Source organism: Lacibacter sediminis (genome assembly GCF_014168535.1).
Taxonomy (GTDB): domain Bacteria; phylum Bacteroidota; class Bacteroidia; order Chitinophagales; family Chitinophagaceae; genus Lacibacter; species Lacibacter sediminis.
The window spans coordinates 2,063,064-2,082,874 of the sequence record NZ_CP060007.1 but is presented as its reverse complement, the minus strand read 5'-3'; the positions used below and the strand labels follow the sequence as shown (position 1 = coordinate 2,082,874).

13 protein-coding genes and 1 tRNA gene are annotated in these 19,811 nt (G+C 40.1%); 3 read left to right on the top strand and 11 right to left on the bottom strand.

What is annotated here, in order from left to right:
* Nucleotides 1–88: 88 nt before the first annotated feature.
* From H4075_RS08865 to H4075_RS08855, 3 genes are all read right to left on the bottom strand, one after another.
* Entirely contained in the window at nucleotides 89–838 is a 750-nt protein-coding gene (locus tag H4075_RS08865; RefSeq protein ID WP_182806027.1) for a LytR/AlgR family response regulator transcription factor, read from the bottom strand.
* 130 nt (nucleotides 839–968) lie between these two features.
* Nucleotides 969–3,968, bottom strand: coding sequence for a sensor histidine kinase (locus H4075_RS08860; protein WP_182806025.1), 3,000 nt, complete (start codon nucleotides 3,966–3,968; stop codon nucleotides 969–971).
* On the bottom strand, nucleotides 3,961–4,701 hold the full coding sequence (locus H4075_RS08855; RefSeq protein ID WP_255460412.1) for a menaquinone biosynthetic enzyme MqnA/MqnD family protein: 741 nt from the start codon (nucleotides 4,699–4,701) through the stop codon (nucleotides 3,961–3,963). Before H4075_RS08855 ends, H4075_RS08860 begins: the two co-directional genes overlap by 8 nt.
* A 173-nt stretch (nucleotides 4,702–4,874) precedes the next feature.
* On the opposite strand from H4075_RS08855, the gene purB reads away from it, so the two are divergent.
* The gene (gene purB / locus H4075_RS08850; RefSeq protein ID WP_182806023.1) at nucleotides 4,875–6,221 is read left to right on the top strand and encodes an adenylosuccinate lyase; all 1,347 of its coding nucleotides are present in this window, start codon (nucleotides 4,875–4,877) and stop codon (nucleotides 6,219–6,221) included.
* An 85-nt stretch (nucleotides 6,222–6,306) separates the two neighbouring features.
* Here purB and H4075_RS08845 read toward each other — a convergent pair whose 3' ends face one another.
* Nucleotides 6,307–6,660 carry a YraN family protein gene (locus H4075_RS08845; RefSeq protein WP_182806022.1) on the bottom strand — a complete coding sequence of 118 codons (354 nt, stop codon included), beginning with the start codon at nucleotides 6,658–6,660 and terminating at the stop codon, nucleotides 6,307–6,309.
* Between the two features lie 110 nt (nucleotides 6,661–6,770).
* Here H4075_RS08845 and H4075_RS08840 point away from each other — a divergent pair, with 110 nt between their 5' ends.
* Nucleotides 6,771–7,331, top strand: coding sequence for a DUF6580 family putative transport protein (locus H4075_RS08840; protein ID WP_182806020.1), 561 nt, complete (start codon nucleotides 6,771–6,773; stop codon nucleotides 7,329–7,331).
* Nucleotides 7,332–7,387: 56 nt separating this feature from the next.
* Here H4075_RS08840 and H4075_RS08835 read toward each other — a convergent pair whose 3' ends face one another.
* Both H4075_RS08835 and H4075_RS08830 read right to left on the bottom strand, forming a co-directional pair.
* On the bottom strand, nucleotides 7,388–7,942 hold the full coding sequence (locus tag H4075_RS08835; RefSeq protein ID WP_182806018.1) for a hypothetical protein: 555 nt from the start codon (nucleotides 7,940–7,942) through the stop codon (nucleotides 7,388–7,390).
* A gap of 29 nt (nucleotides 7,943–7,971) precedes the next feature.
* Nucleotides 7,972–9,597 carry an acyl-CoA carboxylase subunit beta gene (locus tag H4075_RS08830; protein ID WP_182806016.1) on the bottom strand — a complete coding sequence of 542 codons (1,626 nt, stop codon included), beginning with the start codon at nucleotides 9,595–9,597 and terminating at the stop codon, nucleotides 7,972–7,974.
* A gap of 98 nt (nucleotides 9,598–9,695) precedes the next feature.
* On the opposite strand from H4075_RS08830, the gene H4075_RS08825 reads away from it, so the two are divergent.
* Nucleotides 9,696–9,769: transfer RNA gene (locus H4075_RS08825), tRNA-Ala, on the top strand.
* 124 nt (nucleotides 9,770–9,893) lie between these two features.
* On the opposite strand, the gene H4075_RS08820 is transcribed toward H4075_RS08825, so the two are convergent.
* The 5 genes from H4075_RS08820 to H4075_RS08800 form a co-directional block, all read right to left on the bottom strand.
* A complete protein-coding gene (locus H4075_RS08820) occupies nucleotides 9,894–11,111 on the bottom strand; it encodes a DUF2264 domain-containing protein (RefSeq protein ID WP_182806015.1) in 1,218 nt (405 codons plus the stop codon).
* A gap of 149 nt (nucleotides 11,112–11,260) precedes the next feature.
* Nucleotides 11,261–13,615, bottom strand: a complete 2,355-nt coding sequence (locus tag H4075_RS08815) for a glycoside hydrolase family 127 protein (RefSeq protein ID WP_182806013.1) — start codon at nucleotides 13,613–13,615, stop codon at nucleotides 11,261–11,263.
* Nucleotides 13,616–13,641: 26 nt separating this feature from the next.
* Complete coding sequence (locus H4075_RS08810; protein ID WP_182806011.1) at nucleotides 13,642–15,780, bottom strand: family 43 glycosylhydrolase; 2,139 nt, start codon at nucleotides 15,778–15,780, stop codon at nucleotides 13,642–13,644.
* A gap of 6 nt (nucleotides 15,781–15,786) precedes the next feature.
* On the bottom strand, nucleotides 15,787–16,644 hold the full coding sequence (locus H4075_RS08805; RefSeq protein ID WP_182806009.1) for a glycoside hydrolase family 16 protein: 858 nt from the start codon (nucleotides 16,642–16,644) through the stop codon (nucleotides 15,787–15,789).
* 5 nt (nucleotides 16,645–16,649) lie between these two features.
* On the bottom strand, nucleotides 16,650–19,790 hold the full coding sequence (locus tag H4075_RS08800) for a glycoside hydrolase family 2 TIM barrel-domain containing protein (RefSeq protein ID WP_182806007.1): 3,141 nt from the start codon (nucleotides 19,788–19,790) through the stop codon (nucleotides 16,650–16,652).
* Nucleotides 19,791–19,811: the final 21 nt, after the last annotated feature.

Genomic DNA, 19,811 nt, shown 5'->3' with positions numbered 1-19,811 from the left:
CTAAGCCTAATTTCATGAACTGCCTGAAACAAAGGCCTGCTACTTTACACTCGTGTAAATAGGTAAATAACTGTGCATATATGACTGTTTAGAAGCCGATCCGCTTCAGGAATTCGTCTTTTCGGCGGGTTGCCACTTCCAGGAAAACGCCATTATCCATTTCCACTTCCCCACCTCTTCCTTTGTGGTATTTCTTTACTTTATTTAGATTAATAAGATGCGAATGATGCAATCGGAAGAAAACACTTTCCGGCAGCATTTCTTCATATTCTTTCAGGCTTTTAGCCGATACCAGCTTTTGTCCCCCTTCTGTAAAAATGAAGGTATAAGCGCCACTCGCTTCACAGTAGAGAATAGAATCGGTTTCAATAAATTCCAATTGATCTTTAAATGTCGGAACCGCAATTTTCTGTAAAGCAGCCGATGGTTGTTTCATATTCTGCAGCAAATAGCTCAACTGCTGATTAATATTTTTTTGATGAACCCTTTGTTCAGCTTTCGTAATAACAGCTTTCAGTTCATCAATATTCACAGGTTTGAGAATATAATCGAGTGCAGAATATTTGAATGCTTTCAGTGTATACGAATCAAATGCAGTAACAAATACAATTTCAAAACTTACAGGCATTATCTTATCAAGCAGATCGAATGCATTTCCATGAGGCATTTCAATATCAAGCAAAACAAGATCGGGTTGCAATTCGTTGATCAGTTGACTGGCCGTTTCAATATTATTTGCTTCGCCAATATGAGCAGCATTTGGGCAATACAATCTCAGTAACTCTTTAATGATCCGCAAATTTTTTGGCTCATCATCAACCGTTAATACTTTCACCATAAGAAATTAATTATTTGTTTGATGCAGGAAAGCCATAGATTCCACAGGCAAAACAAATGCCAACCGCAAATCTAGTTAATTATCCCGCCCTTAAATGTCACAGCTCTGTATAAATATCTCTTAAACTTTACTAAGCAGGAAACAGCACCCTTATCCTCGTGCCCGAGGCATTCCCCTTCTGATCTTTCAGGTCTTCAATTACAACTTCAATTTTCCTTTGCTGCCCCTCATTTAAGAGTGCTATACGTTCAGCAGTTAACGACATGCCACGAGACTGGTATTCGATGGGGTTTACTGCCTTCAACTCCATAGCCTTCTCCCTTCCAATACCGTTATCTTCAATAATACATTCAAGCAATCCCGGATACTCGATAAACGTGAGTGAAATTACGCCATCAATATGTTTCAGATAGCGAACACCATGCCTCAAAGCATTCTCCACATATGGCTGTAACAGCAAAGGTGGCAATTCAAGCTGAGATGCGGGCTGCTGCGTTTGTACGTTTACGTTATAAGTAAACCCGCTTTCCATTCTTGCTTTTTCTAGATCAAGATAAGTGGACAGATAACTGATCTCCTCTTCAAGGGTAATAATCTCTTTTGATGAAAATTCAAGCGTTTGGCGAATTAATTTCGAAAAACCAGATATAAACTCATTAGCACCTTTTACATCACTGTCTATTACATACTGCTGAATTGAATTAAGACTGTTGAAAATAAAATGCGGATTCATTTGAGCTTTCAACGCCATTTGCTCCGTATCGTTGATCTTTTGTTTCAGATCTTCCTGTTGTTTTTGACGTAGCCGGATATCATTGATCCTTTTCCTGAACAGAAGGATTACAAGAAACATCAATAAAGAAAAAGCAGCTACCCAAAACCAGGTAGTAGCCCAAAACGGAGGCTTACACAGCACCGATAGTTGAATAAAACTGACTGAGCTGTTCCAGCCATCATACTCCCGTTTTACCTGTATCTCTAACTTATAGCTTCCGTAAGGCAATGGATTGAATTGTATCTCACGGTTATTTGTATAGATCCAGTTCGTATCGTAGCCTAATAGCCTGTAACGATAATTATTTTTACCGGCTGCACCATAGTTCAAAGCTTCGTAACTAATGTTAAGATTTCGCTTCCGATAACCAAGTTTTGTTAATTCACCAACTGCTACCAATGCATTATTCACCTTAACACTTTTAACGTATAACGGTAGCCCGGAGACTTCCTTTGACATAACAGCCCCCAGATTAAGAAATGAGATGCCATTATTGGATGCTATTACTACATTTTTACCATCCTTAATTATAGAATTTATTTCATTTGAAAGAAGCCCATCTTGTACAGTAATATTTCTAACCGCATAGCGAAACGGTTGTAAAGAACTTATTGTCACAATAGAAACGCCGTTGTTTGATGCCAGCCAAATATTATTTTGGTCAACATAGATCTTCCGGATGTTATCACTTACCAACCCATCTGAATGCGTTACCTGGTAAATACTGTCATTCACCTTAAGTAATACGCCATTCCCTCTTGTTGAAAGGCATAGAAATTTGTTTTGATAGTATGCAATATCTGTGATACGTGAACTAAGGATTTTTTTTGTTGAATCATAAGCTGTGACATATCCTGACCGATAACGCCAAAGACCAAACTGATTGCCAACAAGTACGCCGCCGTCATTTTCTAAGAAAATTTTAGCAGCCCTGAATACCTCTTTCAGTGAGTAAAAATTAAGAGGCTCTTTAAAATCTCCAATCTTATACTCATAAACAGATGTTGCAAGTCCGCTATACAAAACACTATCTTTAATTGCAAAATTTGAGTTATTGGGAATTTGCAAATAAGTAACAGAGTCTTTTGCATCTGGCTTGGTTATCGTCCACAATTTTGAATTATACCAGCCAACCGGACCTCCTACTAATACCAATGAGGAACTCATTTCGTGAAAAGCAACAACATCTTTTAATTCAAGCCTGGTACTTTTAAAAAAAGAACTTGGCTTAAATCTTATCACTTCATTCCCATGAACTCCAGCAAGGATAGACGCATCGCTTAATCGATATAATATATTGATTCTTTTATTTATAATAACACCTTCATAAGCAAGGTGCCTTATACGAAAATGGTTAAGATAAAAAACTCCATTACTTAGTGTAGTAACCCAAACACCTCCTTCATAATCCCGTTCAATCGAAGTAATATGTATCCCTTCAAGATATTTCTCAGCCACTAAGCCTTGCTTGTTTATAATATATAACCCGTGTTCAGTTGCCTGAAAGATGTTGCCATCAATTTCTTCGATATCATCAACAGTGTATGTAGTTTTTACATAATCATAATCGTTAGCAGATCTAATAATTGTGTAACTATCCTTTGTATATAAAATCAACCGGCCATCAGAGAGACGTTTTAAACGACATCGTTCATGCTGAATTAGACGAGGAATTTTAAGAACTATTTTTCTCCCTTTTGAAGTAATATTGAACTCACTTTTAGCTTCACTTTTAATGTAATCCAGACTTTGAAGTTTTTCGGGATAAGCAATCACTCTTACAAAAAAATCAGAATTCTGAGATTCAATCGCTTCGAATTTTGCTACAGGGCTGAGTTCGATCTCCCTTTTTAATGTTCCATTTTCTCTGATTTTAACATAATAAGGCCCTGATGAAGAGACATGCACCACTTCATTACTATCTACATACATCGCCTGTATCACTCCAGGTTTGATTGCAGTAACTAATTTATCATTCCACTTATAATTTTCAAACTTCCCGTTTTCATAATAAAATAGTCGTCCAGAGAAAGTGAATACCCATACTCTTTTCTTCCAATCTTCATACAAGCCCATGATCGAATTATCAGGCAGATTGAATGTCTCAAATTCATAACCATTATACCTGGTTACCCCATGATCCGTGGCAAACCACATATAATTTGATGCATCACGCAACACCTGGTAAGTTTCAGAGCTGGGTAATCCGTCTGATGGTGTGTAATTTTTAAGCTGATAACGTAACTCCTGTGCATGAAGAAACCCTGTTAAGCAAATGAACAGGAATACGAAACAACAGCGGAGAATGTAATGCATCCGGTTAACAGGCATAGTTAAAAATAAAACTTTACGCATTTAAAAATTCGAGGAATTTTTTCATCCCCTTCCGTTTTTCATCATCCAGTAAATAGCTGATATTATGTGTGTAATATTTACGCAGATCGTACACGGGGTATTTCTGTTGCTCCGCAATTTCATCGATGATTGTGAAACCAACTGCATTGGCTTCATTAAAACGATCCATCCATTCTTTACTCATTGGTTTTAAACTCACCCACACCGCAAACACAAACGGCAAATGTGTCATGGCCTGCCATTCAGCAGCAAGATCGTAGATATAGGTAGAAAGGCGCCGTTGCTCCAAGGCCCTGTCGCCAATTACAACAGCACCTGTTGTGCCTTCAATTTTTGTACGATAACTTTCATCCTTTGCATCGATCAATTGTGGCGAAATACCCCAAAACTCTTTCATCAGTAATTTTGCCAATGCAACTGAAGTACGACTTTGGTAATCGAGATAAACAGTAGTTAGCTCATGCACCGGCACTTCGCTGAACAAACAAACGGAAGCCACTTCAAAGTCAGAGGCTATACAGTAATCACTTACAATATGATATTCGGGCAATTCGTGCAGCAAGGCCACCGGCACCAGCGCCACATCCACCTCACCTGATTTCAGCATAGCGGCCACTTTCGACGGATAATCGGGCACCAGCTCATGGTCCTGCAGAAACGCATCGTTCTGCATACCATACATCATGGGTTTTGTGTTTAAATAACTGACTGCTCCAACTTTTATCTTCTTCAATTCATTTACTTTTGCGCTGCAAAGAAAAGGATTTTTTGGTGGGCAGGCTGTTTGCTGCTATTGAACTCTGGTCGCAGTTTATCCTGAGCTTGTCGAAGGACAATCTTGTACTGCAACAGCCATACGCAGCAATACTTCAGCCAACTAATTAACTACAAACTGTAAACAATTTCATGGAACTTCAAAATCTCACAGCCATTTCCCCGGTCGACGGACGTTATCGTAATCAATTGCAGCAACTCGATGCTTATTTCTCCGAATTTGCACTTATCCGTTACCGTGTGCTGGTGGAAATTGAATACTTCCTGTTTCTCTCTGAAAAGAAATTCTTTAAACTCACGCCAAAACAGAAACAGGCTTTAAAAGATGTGGTGACGAATTTCACCGTGGCACAGGCGCAGGAGATCAAAAATCTTGAAAGCATTACCAATCACGATGTAAAGGCTGTTGAATATTTTCTGAAGCGTGAACTGGAAGCACTCAACTTAAACGATTTGAAAGAGTGGATCCATTTTGGCCTTACTTCTCAGGACATCAACAATACTTCGATTCCGTTATCATGGAAAGAAGCATTGGAAAACGAATTACTTCCCTCCATTTCAACATTAATTCTAAAGCTGAAAGGTTTCGCAAAAGACTGGAAAAATATTCCGTTGCTTGCACGCACGCATGGACAGGCTGCATCGCCTACCAAACTTGGTAAAGAGATCATGGTGTTTGTTGAGCGGCTCGAAAATCAATTGCAGCAATTATCTGCATTACCAACATCGGCAAAGTTTGGCGGTGCAACCGGAAACTTCAATGCGCATTTTGTTGCTTTTCCGAAGAAAGATTGGGTGAAATTCGGTAATGAGTTTGTTGAAACAAAACTTGGCCTGCAACGCCAGCAATACACGACGCAGATTGAGCATTACGATAATCTTGCTGCACAAATGGACAGCATTAAACGCATCAACACCATTCTTATTGATCTCTGTCGTGATATCTGGACATACGTGTCAATGGATTACTTCAAACAAAAGATCAAAAAAGGTGAAGTTGGCAGCAGCGCCATGCCGCATAAAGTAAACCCGATCGATTTCGAAAATGCAGAAGGTAATCTTGGTATCGCCAATGCCTTGTTCGAGCATTTATCAGCTAAACTTCCCGTTTCAAGATTACAGCGTGATCTCACCGATTCAACTGTATTACGCAACCTCGGTGTTCCGTTTGCACATTCCATCCTTTCCTTAAAATCAATTGACAAAGGGTTGAATAAACTGCTGTTGAATGAAGACAAGATCAAACAGGATCTAGAAAATAACTGGGCAGTAGTTGCCGAAGCCATTCAAACAATTCTTCGTCGGGAAAACTATCCAAACCCATACGAAGCATTGAAAGAATTGACAAGAGGAAATGCTACTATTACTCAAAAATCAATGCAGGCGTTTATTAAAGGATTAAAAGTGAGTGCTGAGGTGAAGAAAGAATTAAGTGCTATTACGCCTTACAATTACACCGGCGTTAATCCAAAGTATTAAGAAGATACAAGGCTCAAGATTCAAGGCACAAGGTTCAAGTTTGAAACCTTGTGCCTTTTTGTTTTACTTGACTCTTGTACCTTGATCAGCTTATGTCTTCCAAAAAGAAATACTCCGGTGCTTTATATCTGTGCAGGCGGATGCTCAGAATGTCATACTGTATCCTTTTCCATTCCGGATGTTGATAGAGAAATTCTTCTCCGGCATTCATTAACCGTTCCAGTTTTTTGGCTGTTACTCCTTCTTCCGGATGACCATATGTATCAGTTGTTCTTGTCTTTACTTCAATAAAGTGAAGAATATTGTCTTTTGAAGCAACTACATCTAACTCAAAATAAGAATGCTTCCAGTTTCGGTGCATAACCACAAAACCCTGTACCAGCAGCCATTCAACTGCCAACTCCTCTCCCTGCCTGCCTGTTTCAAGGTGTTTTGCCATAAAGCTAAAATAACAGTTTATGGCTTATCCACATGTCGGGAAAAAGCCAAAGAAAAAATGAACGGTCGGGAGTTGTTTTTAGTTACTTTTGCTGTTCAATATTGGTTATTATGAAGTTGAATAAAACATTCGTTTTTACATTATTAGCACTCATAGTTGTGGCTGCCCTTTATCGCATTTTACCGAACCGTCCGTTGGGCTTTGCACCACAAATTGCTATTGCGCTGTTTGCAGGTTCGGTGATCAAGGATAAGAAATATGCCTTCGCATTACCTATCCTCAGCATGTTCATCAGCGATGCCTTTTACCAGGTTTTATATAACGCAGGGCTCACATCGATACAGGGTTTTTATGGCGGTCAGCTCACTAATTATATTTTATTTGCAGGCTTAACTGTGATTGGTTTCTTCATCAACCAAAAGAAAGCATGGCAGATCGGCTTAGGCGCTTTGGCCGGTCCAACAGTTTATTTCTTCGTAAGTAATTTCCTGGTGTGGATCGGCGGTGGTGGTTATCATCATCCAAAAACAATGGAAGGATTGATGCTTACATTAACTGATGGTATTCCGTTTTACACAGGTAGCCTCTACGCAACAGCTGTATTCTGCACCATGTTCTTTGGTGGATATGCATTGTTGACGGCGAAAGAATTGAAAACAGCGAAGGCGTAAGCAACGGCTGTTTCATAATAGTAAAAGCTCCATCGATTGATGGAGCTTTTTATTTTTTACTTTTTCAGGATGGCGTTCTCGTACATATGCAACACAATCCTATCCGCAATTTTCGAATACGGCCTTTTACTGTCAATTGTGATATGAATATTTAGTCTTGCTCCCCACACCGGTTTTTCACTTTCATCGTATAGGCGTATGTCATACCGCTGACTTGTTTTAGCCTGTCTGGTTTCTAAACCCTGAACCCCTCCATAATACTCTTTAATTTTTGCTCCGTTTAACGGAGTAAATACAATTACTGCATCTGCTTGCATTTTATTGATCACACGTAAAAGGTGGCTGGTTGTTTTACTGTTTTCATCACCGAAGTATTCAGTTGTTACAACAATATTTTTCTTTTTTAATTTCTTGGTCAGTTCAACACCTAGATTCTCCAGAATTGTTCTATCAACAGCAGTACCGGTAAAAACCAGCAATACCGACTTGTAATCCTTTAATTGCTTGTTCAGATAAGTATCGCTCAGCATCGCTCTGTCAGGTGGCGGGCTAAAGCAACTCACTGTAAAACAAAGTACATTAAGAAAAAAGACACTATAGATGTTACGCATAAGACAACCGGGTAATTGAAATTGTACTTCTATACTTGAAACACACCCACTTTTAAATCATCCAGATCCGGGTTGTGATTGGCTGCATGAATTCCCTCACTAATCACGTTCCTGGTTTCAATTGGATCAATAATTTCGTCTACCCATAATCGTGCAGCTGCATAGTAAGGTGTTGTTTGTGTTTCGTACCTGCCTTTTATTTCATCCAGTAATTTCTTTTCTTCCTCTGCACTCACTTCTTTGCCTTTGGCTTTCATAGCAGCCACCTGTATTTGTAATAATGTTTTGGCTGCCTGGTCGCCACCCATCACCGCAATTTTTGCAGTGGGCCATGCATAGATAAAACGTGGGTCATAAGCCTTGCCGCACATCGCATAGTTACCAGCACCATACGAATTGCCTATAACGATGGTGATCTTTGGCACAACACTGTTGGCAACTGCATTCACCATCTTCGCACCATCTTTAATAATGCCACTATGTTCGCTTCTGCTGCCGACCATAAAACCGGTTACGTCCTGCAAAAACACCAATGGTATTTTCTTTTGATTACAGTTGAGAATAAAACGGGCAGCTTTATCAGCACTATCGTTATAGATCACGCCGCCTAACTGCATTTCATTTTTCCTGTTCTTTACAATGGTTCTCTGATTAGCGACAATACCAACTGCCCAACCATCAATACGTGCATAACCGCAAACAATTGTTTTACCGTAATCCTGTTTAAACTGATCAAAGTCGCTGTCGTCAACAATACGCTCAATGATCTCAAGCATATCATAAGGCTTTCCATCTGCAGGAAACAAACCATATAATTCTTCAACTTTCTTTTTCGGAAGCTTTTCAGCAACCCGATCGAAACCGGCTTTTCTTTTTTCACCGAGCTTACTCATCAATTTCTTTACTTCATCTAAACATTCCTGCTCAGTCTTGAATTTGTAATCAGCAATGCCTGATATTTCTGTATGCGTAGTGGCGCCTCCTAATGTTTCAGCATCAATATCTTCACCAATGGCTGCTTTCACCAGATATGGCCCGGCCAAAAAGATAGAGCCATTCCCTTCCACCATTAATGTTTCATCGCTCATGATAGGCAAGTAAGCACCGCCGGCAACACATGCCCCCATTACCGCAGCAATTTGTGTGATACCCATTGCACTCATTCTTGCATTGTTGCGAAAGATGCGACCGAAATGTTCTTTGTCGGGAAAAATTTCATCCTGCATGGGAAGAAACACGCCGGCGCTATCAACCAGATAAATCACCGGCAATCGATTCTCCATTGCTATTTCCTGCAACCTTAAATTCTTTTTACCGCTGATGGGAAACCATGCACCGGCTTTTACCGTTTGATCATTCGCTACGATCACACATTGCCTTCCGCTCACATAACCAATACCTGCAACGGTGCCTCCAGCCGGACAACCACCTTGCTCCGCATACATTTCATAGCCCGCAAAAGCGCCGATCTCAATAAATGGTTTATCTGCATCACGGAGATATCCGATGCGTTCACGTGCAGTTAGCTTGTTCCTTTCCCGTTGTTTTTCTATTGATTTTTTACCGCCACCTTCATAGATCTTTTGCAGACGTTTCCGCATTTCGGTAAGCGATAATTTCATTACATCATCATTCTTATTGAACTGAATATCCATACAGCTAAAGTTTTAGAAAAATACAATCGTTAGCGCAAGATAAGCGCAAAACGGCGAATGATTTTCTTTTACAAAAACTGCTATATTTGCTGCCCGTTGGGGGGTTAGCTCAGTTGGCTAGAGCGCTTGCATGGCATGCAAGAGGTCGTCGGTTCGACCCCGATACTCTCCACAGCTTTAAAAGCCGCCTTCGGGTGGCTTTTTACATCAGTAATATGGTGTGAGATGTTGAAAGCAAAAAACGATTTCCATATACAGACAATCACCAAGTCTTTAAAAAAGTCGCTGATAAAAAATCAATGTGCATCCATTGCATGATCAGCTTTTACATCCTGACCACTCCAAACTTTTACTGAGGTCCATGGCTGAGGTGCTGCAGACCAAAACTCATCTGTTTCAGGCAATCCCAATGGAAGAAAAATATTCGAACAGATATAAAGACTGCCGGTGGTAATGTATACGTCTGCAAGTGACGGTTGTGATCCGTACAAACCAATACTCAACCATCCTTCTTTTGTATAAGTGCCGGGGGCATCCATTGTTTTTTTAACGACTGCAGCTAATGCAGACCGGATCTGTGCAGGCGTTAATGATTCAGGCAATTGCTTTCGCAGCGCAATATCAGCCAGGTGATGAAATACTCCACCACGATAAACAATTGAACGACCGATCACAGGATAACTTCCATCAGCATTGATACTTCTTTCCTGTATTTCAGCGTAACGCTTATTAATGCGCAACAGTTGTGGTGCATACCATTGGTATTTTTTATTGCTGTTATTGATCGTTTCAACAATTGCGGCGAGATAAGGGTGGATAACAATGCTGTTATAGTAATCCATATGAAAACTCATTCCATCAGAAAATAACCCATCACCGGTATACCAATGATTGGCAAACTCACGAACTGCGAATTCAATACGTACCGGATCATACTCCATTCCGTACTTACAAAAAAAAGCTTCGATCATCCCGGTAAACAACAGCCAGTTCGAATAAACAGGAACTGTAGCTCTTGTTTTTTTGAAAACTGTAACTACCTGTTGCTTTGTTGCACTATCAAGATTTTGCCAAAGCCACGGACAGCGAACCAAACCCAATGCAACAAAAGATGCATCTACCAACGGTTGTCCACCATCCCATTTCAAATAATCTTTTGATTGGGGATTTACTGCATTTTTAATTGCTTTTAAAGTCCATAGACGGTATTGCTTACGCAACGCAATCTCATCAGCTGATCCTGCTTCTGAATTAAGCCATGGAGCGATGCCGCTTAATGTTCTTCCAAACGCTTCAAGATAAGATACAGCGCTGCGGTTAGCTGCATTGTCAACCGACTTCGCCAACTCCACCGGCATTTTGTCTTTCAATGTTCCTTCAGCAAGATTTGAAAGAACAGGTCTCGCCATTTTATCCATTTGCTGCAGCCACCATTGCCTTTCGCTTGCATAAGTCTGCGCATTTAACGACGTTGACAAAAAGCAACAAATAATTACAATCAATATCCGGCTCATTAATAATTCTGTTTATAGTATGGAAGAATATGTTTAATTCTATTTTACCCTGCTGATACAAAAAGAATTTGCTGCAATATAATACGCAAGCACGTCGCTATTTTATTGATGAGTGAACACAGTAATGAACTACCCGGTAGATCTAATTTCTATTTCACCAACCGCACATAATAAATACCGCCTGCCGTTGACTTTTCTTTTGCAACAAATTTCACTGCGATCAATTTCTCTTTTGCCACTTCTGCAGGCAATTCATAATCCACATCAAAAAACTGATCGCCTTTTGAACCATTCAGCTCAACTGTTTGCAACAACACATTATTTACATAAATATCAAACAAGCGATTCCTGTCTTGCCCGAAATAAGTAATACGAAGTATGCGTGCAGCAGCATCTGTATTTTTTAACTCGTAGCTGAACCATTTTTTTGCAGTACGCCAATGACGGTCTTTATGCACACCCGATTCTGTTTGCTCACCTTTAAAGTTATGATCAGATTCCGGTTGCTGCTCACCGGGGGCGACCTGGTCGACAGTTATTTTCTCCAATACCAATTGCACTTCTTCTTTTTTTCTTATCTCTTCTTTTATCGATTCCAGTTGTGCAGGAGTTGCATAGCGCCAATACAACATGTAACGTGTATCATGTAATGTATAAAAAGGAACCAGCTGCAGACTTTTATATTTTGCCGGATAAATAAGATCGGAAGCTGTATAGGTAAATGCCTTACCCGTTACCGACTTTAGAGATGTTATATTTTTTTTGCTACCCGTAATAATCATTGGTGCATCTTCAATTGAATATGAAGGTCCGTTAGCGATATGCCCCATGCGACTATCATCAGCTTTCAATCCTGTTGTACCGGTGGTATCTGTTGCAGCTGCCAACACTATTGGTCCACGAACAAAACTTACCCACGAAGAACTGTCTGGTAAAAACTCTGCTTTTATTTCCATAGGTAATTGAATGGATAACACATCACCTGTTTTCCATGTGCGTGAAATCGATACATAAGAATCTGCATTCTTCTTCAACAGCACTTCTTTTTTATTTACGTATGCTTTCAGCTTTCCGTCTTTTAACCATGATGGGTAACGCAATACGATTGCAAACTGTTGCGGCTTATTAATGATGATCTTCAATTGTGTTTCTTCACTGTTTGGGAAAGCTGTTAACTGTTCAACACGCAATCCTTTTTCTTTCCAGTTGAGAATGGAAGGAATAAAAAAGTTGACATAAAGATCTTTTTCATTGTGTGCATAGATCAACTCGCCATACTTACCATGATTTTCCATACCTGTACCAACGCAACACCACATGCCCATTTGCGGTTGTGAATACACACGGTAATGGCGTGGACGAATGGGTGTGAAATAAACAAAGCCACCATTGGGATGTTGCGAAGAAAGAATATGATTATACATCGTTCTTTCATAATAATCCGTGTATTGTGAAGAAGGATGTGCAAGAAACAATTGCTTCGATAACTTGAGCATATTGTAACTGTTGCAGGTTTCAGGGCCTTCTTTTGTTTCGATCATGGAAGAGAAATCGTTAGCAGGATGAAAATGTTCCCGCACACTGTTACCACCAATAGAAATTGTTCTGCGGGTTACAACTGTATTCCAGAAAAAGTTGGCTGCATTGGCCCAACTGCTGTCGCCGGTTATTTCTGCAATGCGCATAAAGCCGATAACTTTGGGTATTTGTGTATTTGCATGTAATCCATTGAGTGCATCTTTCTGTTGCAGCAACGGATTCAATATTATTTGATGAGATAAGCATTTGGCCAGTTCTAAGTATTTTTTATCGCCTGTGATAGCAGCCACATCAGCAAAGGCTTCGTTCATGCCGCCATGTTCGCTACGGAGAATTGTTTGCAACTGTTCGTTGCTGAGTTTAGCTGTGATGTTATAAAACCAATCGGAGAGTTTTATCAGAACTGTCTTTGCTTTTTGATTACCGGCAATATTGTAAGCATCAATCAATCCGGCATACAACTTATGAATATTGTAAAGAGGTACCCACTTCTCATTCAACGAAAAACTTCCGGCGTTGATCTTTCCTGCAGCTACATCATTCCACATTTTTTTTCCACCGGGAATACCGCCCACATAACCATCTGCATCTTTTTGCTGGCATTTCTCCAGCTGATCGATCATGTAGGTAAGTCTTCTCAATATTTCTGCATCACCTGTTGCTGCATACATGTTTGCCAATGCAGACAGATAATGTCCACCAATATGTCCATCGAGTCCGCTGTTTTCCCAGTTGGGGTAACTGATGGCTTTTGTTTCAATACCTGCTTCTTTTAAAAAGGGAGCCAGCAAACGATCCACATTAAGTGACAGTATATATTTTTTATCTGTTTCCTGCGCCTGCTTAAAAGGACTATTCAACAAGCGTACGTCAGCAAGTGGGAATGTTTTTAATGTTGCAGTTTGTGAAATACAATCAAAAACGAGAGACAACAAAACTATGGCACTGAAAAAAAACTTAAACATTTCAATCGTGTTTTAATTGCCTGAAGTTACTGAATGGGTTTCACACCCGCATGTGTAGGCTTCACCAACTTAATACTGCCATCCGGATTAAACTCCATTTTATCAATACAAACTTCACGGTTAAAACCGGCAGCACTGCCCATGGTAATTCCTTTTGGATAATTGAAACGATGATATACAATATACCACTCGTCTTTACCTGGAATTTGCAGAATAGAGTTATGTCCCGTACCATAGATACCGGTTGAAGGATCTTTTGCAATTACTAAATTATCTGCAGGGATAGTAATTGGTCCTAACGGCGATGTGGAAGTGCCGTAACGCACACGATAGTTTTCACTTCTCGTGTCATCTTCGCTCCACATAAAATAATACAAACCGTTGCGGAAGAAAACAGTTGTTCCTTCACGAAATGTTCTGTCAACTTTGATCGTCGCCAAGGTTTCTGGTTTCAGCGAAATCATATCTTCATTTAATTCTGCAACAGCCATATAGCCGTTACCCCAATACAAATAGCTCTTACCTGTTTTTGGATCAGTGAACACTTCGGGATCAATTTCCTGTCCGCCTCTAACGCCTTCAGGTTTTTTATCGATCAATGCTTTGCCCATATCTTTAAATGGACCTGCAGGATCATCGGCAACAGCAACACCAATTTTTTGTGCCGCAGTGAAATAATAAAAGTATTTGTACTGCCCGTTTAATTTCTTTTCAATAATACAAGGCGCCCATGCATTACGTTTGGCCCAGCTTACATCTTTAAGAAGATCAAGGATCACGCCTTCATCTTTCCAGCTTACCAGATCAGTTGATGAAAAAGCTTTGAAATAAGTTCCTGACCATCCATCAAACCCATCACTTGTTGGATAGATATAATACTTTTTTGTTTTCTGCGAATACAACACATCCGGATCGGCAAAGTAACCTTCGAGTACAGGGTTGTGATTTTCCTGCGCAACTACTTTCCATGTTTGCGGTTGCTGTCCTTTAATGCTCACCACATACTTTACAGCGCCTTTCGAAAAATCCTGTGGCGTTACAGGCGAAACAGTTGTTGCAGGCAATAACCTGAACGCAGGATCAAATGCTTTGAGATTTGTACCCGTTTTTACGGAGAGATAAACTGTTTTGTTAACTGTATCAACTCTTGTGTTGATCTTCTTGATTTGTTTTGATGCAGCATTTCCAAGCACATCTTCTGCTGCTCCCCACTTCTTCATCAAACGTTCTGCTTCTGCAGATGTAATTGGCATTACAGTTCCATGCCGTGGATGAAAGTTCATGGTTACTTCCTGGTCAATCACCGTAAATGTTTTCAGATCTTTGGTTTTTGTGAATTGATACTTCCCTTTTGTGTACACATCATACATCAAAATATATCCTTCGCCATTGTTCAGTTTAAATACACCTGCACCTTCAACCGGATCTTTTGTTTGCTGCACATATTTATCCTGCAACACATACCCTTCTGTTAACTTATCTGATACTGCTATTTTTATTCCTGCACCTTCGCCTTCTGTTTTAAAGAAGAGATGATATTTACCATCTTTAAAAATAATATCACCATCAATGCATGAACCATTTGTTGGGCTGAAGAACAATTGCTTGGGTTCTGTTTCCAGATCGGTGAACGAAGCATTTGCATAGGCATAGTAAATGATATCAGCACCTTTGCCATGCTTCATCGACCAATAGATCATATACTTCTTCGCCTTTGGATCATAAATGGTTTGTGGTGCCCATACACGCAACAAACTATCGTTGCCAGCAAAACGTTTTTGCATATTGATGACGCTCGACGACCAGTTGATCAGATCAGTTGACTTGAGCAACACCATTGCTCTGTTGGAGTTCCATCCATTCGCAGAAACCATATCGGTTACCACCATGTAAAATGTTTTACCATCGGCACCACGAAGAATATGCGGATCACGCACACCACCAGTTTCACTGATTGTCGAAGATTGAATAACCGGCTTATTACCGTTCAATGCACGAAAATTATAGCCATCTTTACTGATGGCGAACTTGATCTGTTCATCAGCTTTTGCATTACCGGTAAAATAAGTGAACAGGTAAGCGTTGTATTGTGCAGAGGCGACGCCTGCATATAAAACAACTGCGCAAAACATCGCTACTATTCTCGTACTGTAAGTCACATTCATACTTGATTATTTCTTCTGGTAAACCCGAACGTAATCTATTTCAAATTTCTGCGGGAAGGTTGTTCCTGTAATATCTCCGCCATTCATTCCACCCATGGCGAGATTCAGCAACATGTAATGCTTTTGTTTGAAGGGATTAAAGCCGCTGCCATCCTTATTCATTAACTTATCTAAAGTTACTTTATTCAACAACTGCTCATCGCAATACAATGCAATAAACTCTTCTGTCCAATCCATTCGCCAAACATGAAATTTACTTGCCCAAGCCTCTCCGCCTAATGAATCTGTTTTAAATGTATTGCTGAACCATTGCGCTTTACGATCACTGCCTAAGCAAGCAATATTCGCCAGCAACATCCCCCGGTAATATTCCATAATATCGATCTCGCCATTGCCCGGCCAACCTTTATCAATTCCCAATGTCCACCATGCGGGCCACATACCCTTACTGATGCCGATCTTTGCACGCAATTCAAAACGACCATACAACCAGCTTTGCTTTCCTCTTGTTAGTAAACAGGAAGAAGTGTACTGAATGGTTGGCCTGTTTGTACGCCAGCTTCTGCTGTTTTCTTTGTAACCGGGATTTGGTTTTTCTTCTTTCCTTGCTTCGATCAGCAACAAACCATTTCCAACACTTGCATTCTCTGGTTGATACCATTGTAACTCTTCATTGCGCACAAACCCATATTCATAATTCCAGTTCGCTGAATCGGGTTTGCCACTACTGTTAAACTCATCTGCCCACACTAATGTATAACCATCTGGCGTAACAGTTGTTTGTTTCGTTTTTACTGCTGTATGTCTGTTGCATGCCCCAATGAGCAATAACAAAAAAAGGAATTTAATATTCTGTACGATCATGAACTTTAATTCAATAAACGAATGATATAACTATAACTGTACTTCTTTTCTGTTAAACGATATTCAGGATGAGGCAATGCACCCCAACTATCATCACCACCAACACCACGTTGTTTGTAATCTATTTGCAGATATACATTATTATCCGGACGCAAATCACTTGGGTGCTGTTGTTTCTTCGTCATACCGGGATCCATACTTTCTGTTGCATAAGGCAACGCACTGAAACAAATAGGCTGCACACCTTCGATCAACAAACCTCGTCCGTTATTATTGGTGAGCGACATCCAACGTACATCTGTTTTGTACCCATTCTCCTGCGGACGGATATAGTTAGATGTAAACTGATCCTTTACATTACCATTATATAATCCGACGAACGAAGATGTTTTACGATCGCTGTAATTCTCCCATGGTCCACGACCATAGTATTGTAAACTGTCGAACATAGGCGGCAATTGCATACGCATACCAAAACGTGGCAACTCAGGCAGGTCTCTTCCGCTCATATCCATACTTGCCGTTAGTTTAATACTGCCATCGTTCTGTATAAAATACTCAATGGTATAAGGAACTGCTATACCTGTTAATTCGTATTCTACTTTTATTGCCACACCCTCTTTTGTTTGCTCATCTGCAATTACACTCTTCACTTTTTTTGTTTGATGTGCCGAGCGCCAGATACCGAGATTTGCAGGCATGCCGCTGCCAAAATCATTATCGGTTGGTGCACGCCAGAAATAGGGTTCAGGAAAACGACTTAACTGCATACCATCTTTTATACGGTAATTTCTTACCACACCAGTTTTCAAATCAATTTCACCTGTTACATTACCTGCTGAAAAACTCAACTTCCCGTTTTCATTCTTTACCTGCAAATTTCCTGTCACAGGTTTACGATTTGTAAAGTAATCGCCGCTCAATTTGAATTGCTCCCGTGCTATTTCATGTGCCACCGGCAACATTTCAGTTGTACTTCTTGCAGAAATATTTGCGTATACACTTATAAAATATTCACCTGCCTCCACTAATTTATCTGCAGGCAACGCAAGCTTTACTTCCTTATTTGTGTGAGGGGCAGCATCAACATTAAATGAACCCGTATAAACCACCGTTCCGTTTTTTGTTAACGTCCAGGCAAAATCATATTCTTTGAGATTTGTAAAATTGAAACGGTTACTTATGTTAATAACACCTGTACCGATATCTTTTGTTGAGAATAGAATATCCTGGTACACTTTCTTTACTTCGAATAAACCCGGGTGTGGAGTACGGTTAGCAGCAATCAAACCATTTGAACAAAAGTTTTCATCGTTGTGCAAATTATAACTGCCAAGATCACCACCATAAGCCCAAAATACATTTCCGTTTTTATCTCTTTGTTTATAACCCTGATCAACCCAATCCCAGATGAAACCTCCCTGCATATGCGGACTGTTGCGGATGATATCGAAATATTCCTGGAAATTACCGTTACTGTTGCCCATCGCATGCGAATATTCACACATGATGTACGGACGTGTTTTTGTTTTGCTTTCCGCATAACGTTTCATATCACTTATCCTCGGATACATCGGACAAACAATATCTGTATTCCAATCTTCGCCAGCCTGCTCAAATTGCACAGGACGTGTTTTATCTCTTTCTTTGATCCATTTATAACCATCATGAAAAACCTGACCATTACCACATTCGTTACCTAAACTCCAGATGATGATGGAAGCATGATTTTTATCCCGTTCCACCATGCGCTCCATACGATCTAAATGTGCTGCTGCCCATTCGGGTAAGTAAGCAGGATGCTTCGATTTATCAATCCATCCCTGGAACTCGGCTCCCATTCCATGCGTTTCTATATTCGCTTCATCCACCAGGTACAAGCCATATTCATCGCATAGTTTATACCACAGCGGATCGTTGGGATAATGCGATAAACGAACAGCATTTACATTAAACTGTTTCATCAACCGGATGTCTTTCAGCATCAGTTCTTTTGAAGTTGCATGCCCTGTAACATCATCATGTTCATGACGGTTTACACCATGCACTTCAATAGCCATACCATTTACGAGCAGTTGCGCATTCTTTATCTCTACTTTTCTGAAACCAACTTTAGCGCCAGTATAGGTTGCAAACGCAACACCTGTTCCGTTTGCATTTGTAATAATACAATCGTACAAATTGGGTGTTTCACCGGTCCACTTCAATACATTTTTTATGTTGCCGGAAAATGAAACAGTTTTCACACTGTCTGTACCCAACACATAATTTTTACTTTGCGAAAACACTTTCTTCCCTTGCTTATCAATCAATGCAACAGTCAATACACCCGTACTGATTTTGTTGCCGGCAAACTGGCGAAGATCAACATCGGCACTAAACAAACCATTTTTATATTGCGTATCGAGATCTGCTTTCAGATAAAAATCCCAAACAGTTCCTTTTGGCATGGCGAACAAAAACACATCACGTTCTATTCCGCTTAAACGCCAAAAGTCCTGATCTTCCAGGTAACTTCCATCATGCCAGCGGAACACCTGTACCGCCAACAGGTTCTTTCCTTTTTGTAAATATTTTGTGATGTTAAATTCAGCAGCAGTCTTCGACGCTTTGGTCATGCCCACTTTTTGTCCGTTCACATACACAAATGCACAGCCGGTGATTGAACCAAAATGCAAAAACACTTCGTTACCACTCCAGTTTTCAGGAACCGTAAACTCTTTCCGGTAAGTACCTACAGGATTATTCTCGCCGATAAAAGGAGGATTCTTTGGGTATGGGTATACAATATTTGTATAAATCGGAATTCCGAAACCTTGCAACTCCCAATTGGAAGGAACTGCAATATCTTTCCAGTCACTGCTGTTAAGATCGGTGCGATAAAAATCTTTGATGCGGTTTGCATGTTTATCTACATAAGTAAATTTCCAGGTGCCGTTGAGCGATTGATGATACTGTGACTTACTATAATCATCTGCAATAACATCCTGTTGTGATTCGAACAACATAAAGGGTGCATGCGGTATTTCTTTGTTTACATCAAGCAACTGTGGATTTTCCCAATCGTTTGTTGTGCTTTGTGAAAAAACATTGCTGATAAAAAGCAGCACTGCTGCTATGCATAGACTAACTACTCTGCTGTACATATTATCGATTTAATACTTTTT

Coding starts and splice junctions, on each gene's coding strand:
- H4075_RS08830 (WP_182806016.1), bottom strand. CDS start 9,597: ATGGATATTCAGTTCAATAAGAATGATGATGTAATGAAATTATCGCTT.
- H4075_RS08865 (WP_182806027.1), bottom strand. CDS start 838: ATGGTGAAAGTATTAACGGTTGATGATGAGCCAAAAAATTTGCGGATC.
- H4075_RS08805 (WP_182806009.1), bottom strand. CDS start 16,644: ATGATCGTACAGAATATTAAATTCCTTTTTTTGTTATTGCTCATTGGG.
- purB (WP_182806023.1), top strand. CDS start 4,875: ATGGAACTTCAAAATCTCACAGCCATTTCCCCGGTCGACGGACGTTAT.
- H4075_RS08820 (WP_182806015.1), bottom strand. CDS start 11,111: ATGAGCCGGATATTGATTGTAATTATTTGTTGCTTTTTGTCAACGTCG.
- H4075_RS08810 (WP_182806011.1), bottom strand. CDS start 15,780: ATGAATGTGACTTACAGTACGAGAATAGTAGCGATGTTTTGCGCAGTT.
- H4075_RS08835 (WP_182806018.1), bottom strand. CDS start 7,942: ATGCGTAACATCTATAGTGTCTTTTTTCTTAATGTACTTTGTTTTACA.
- H4075_RS08840 (WP_182806020.1), top strand. CDS start 6,771: ATGAAGTTGAATAAAACATTCGTTTTTACATTATTAGCACTCATAGTT.
- H4075_RS08815 (WP_182806013.1), bottom strand. CDS start 13,615: ATGTTTAAGTTTTTTTTCAGTGCCATAGTTTTGTTGTCTCTCGTTTTT.
- H4075_RS08860 (WP_182806025.1), bottom strand. CDS start 3,968: ATGCGTAAAGTTTTATTTTTAACTATGCCTGTTAACCGGATGCATTAC.
- H4075_RS08800 (WP_182806007.1), bottom strand. CDS start 19,790: ATGTACAGCAGAGTAGTTAGTCTATGCATAGCAGCAGTGCTGCTTTTT.
- H4075_RS08845 (WP_182806022.1), bottom strand. CDS start 6,660: ATGGCAAAACACCTTGAAACAGGCAGGCAGGGAGAGGAGTTGGCAGTT.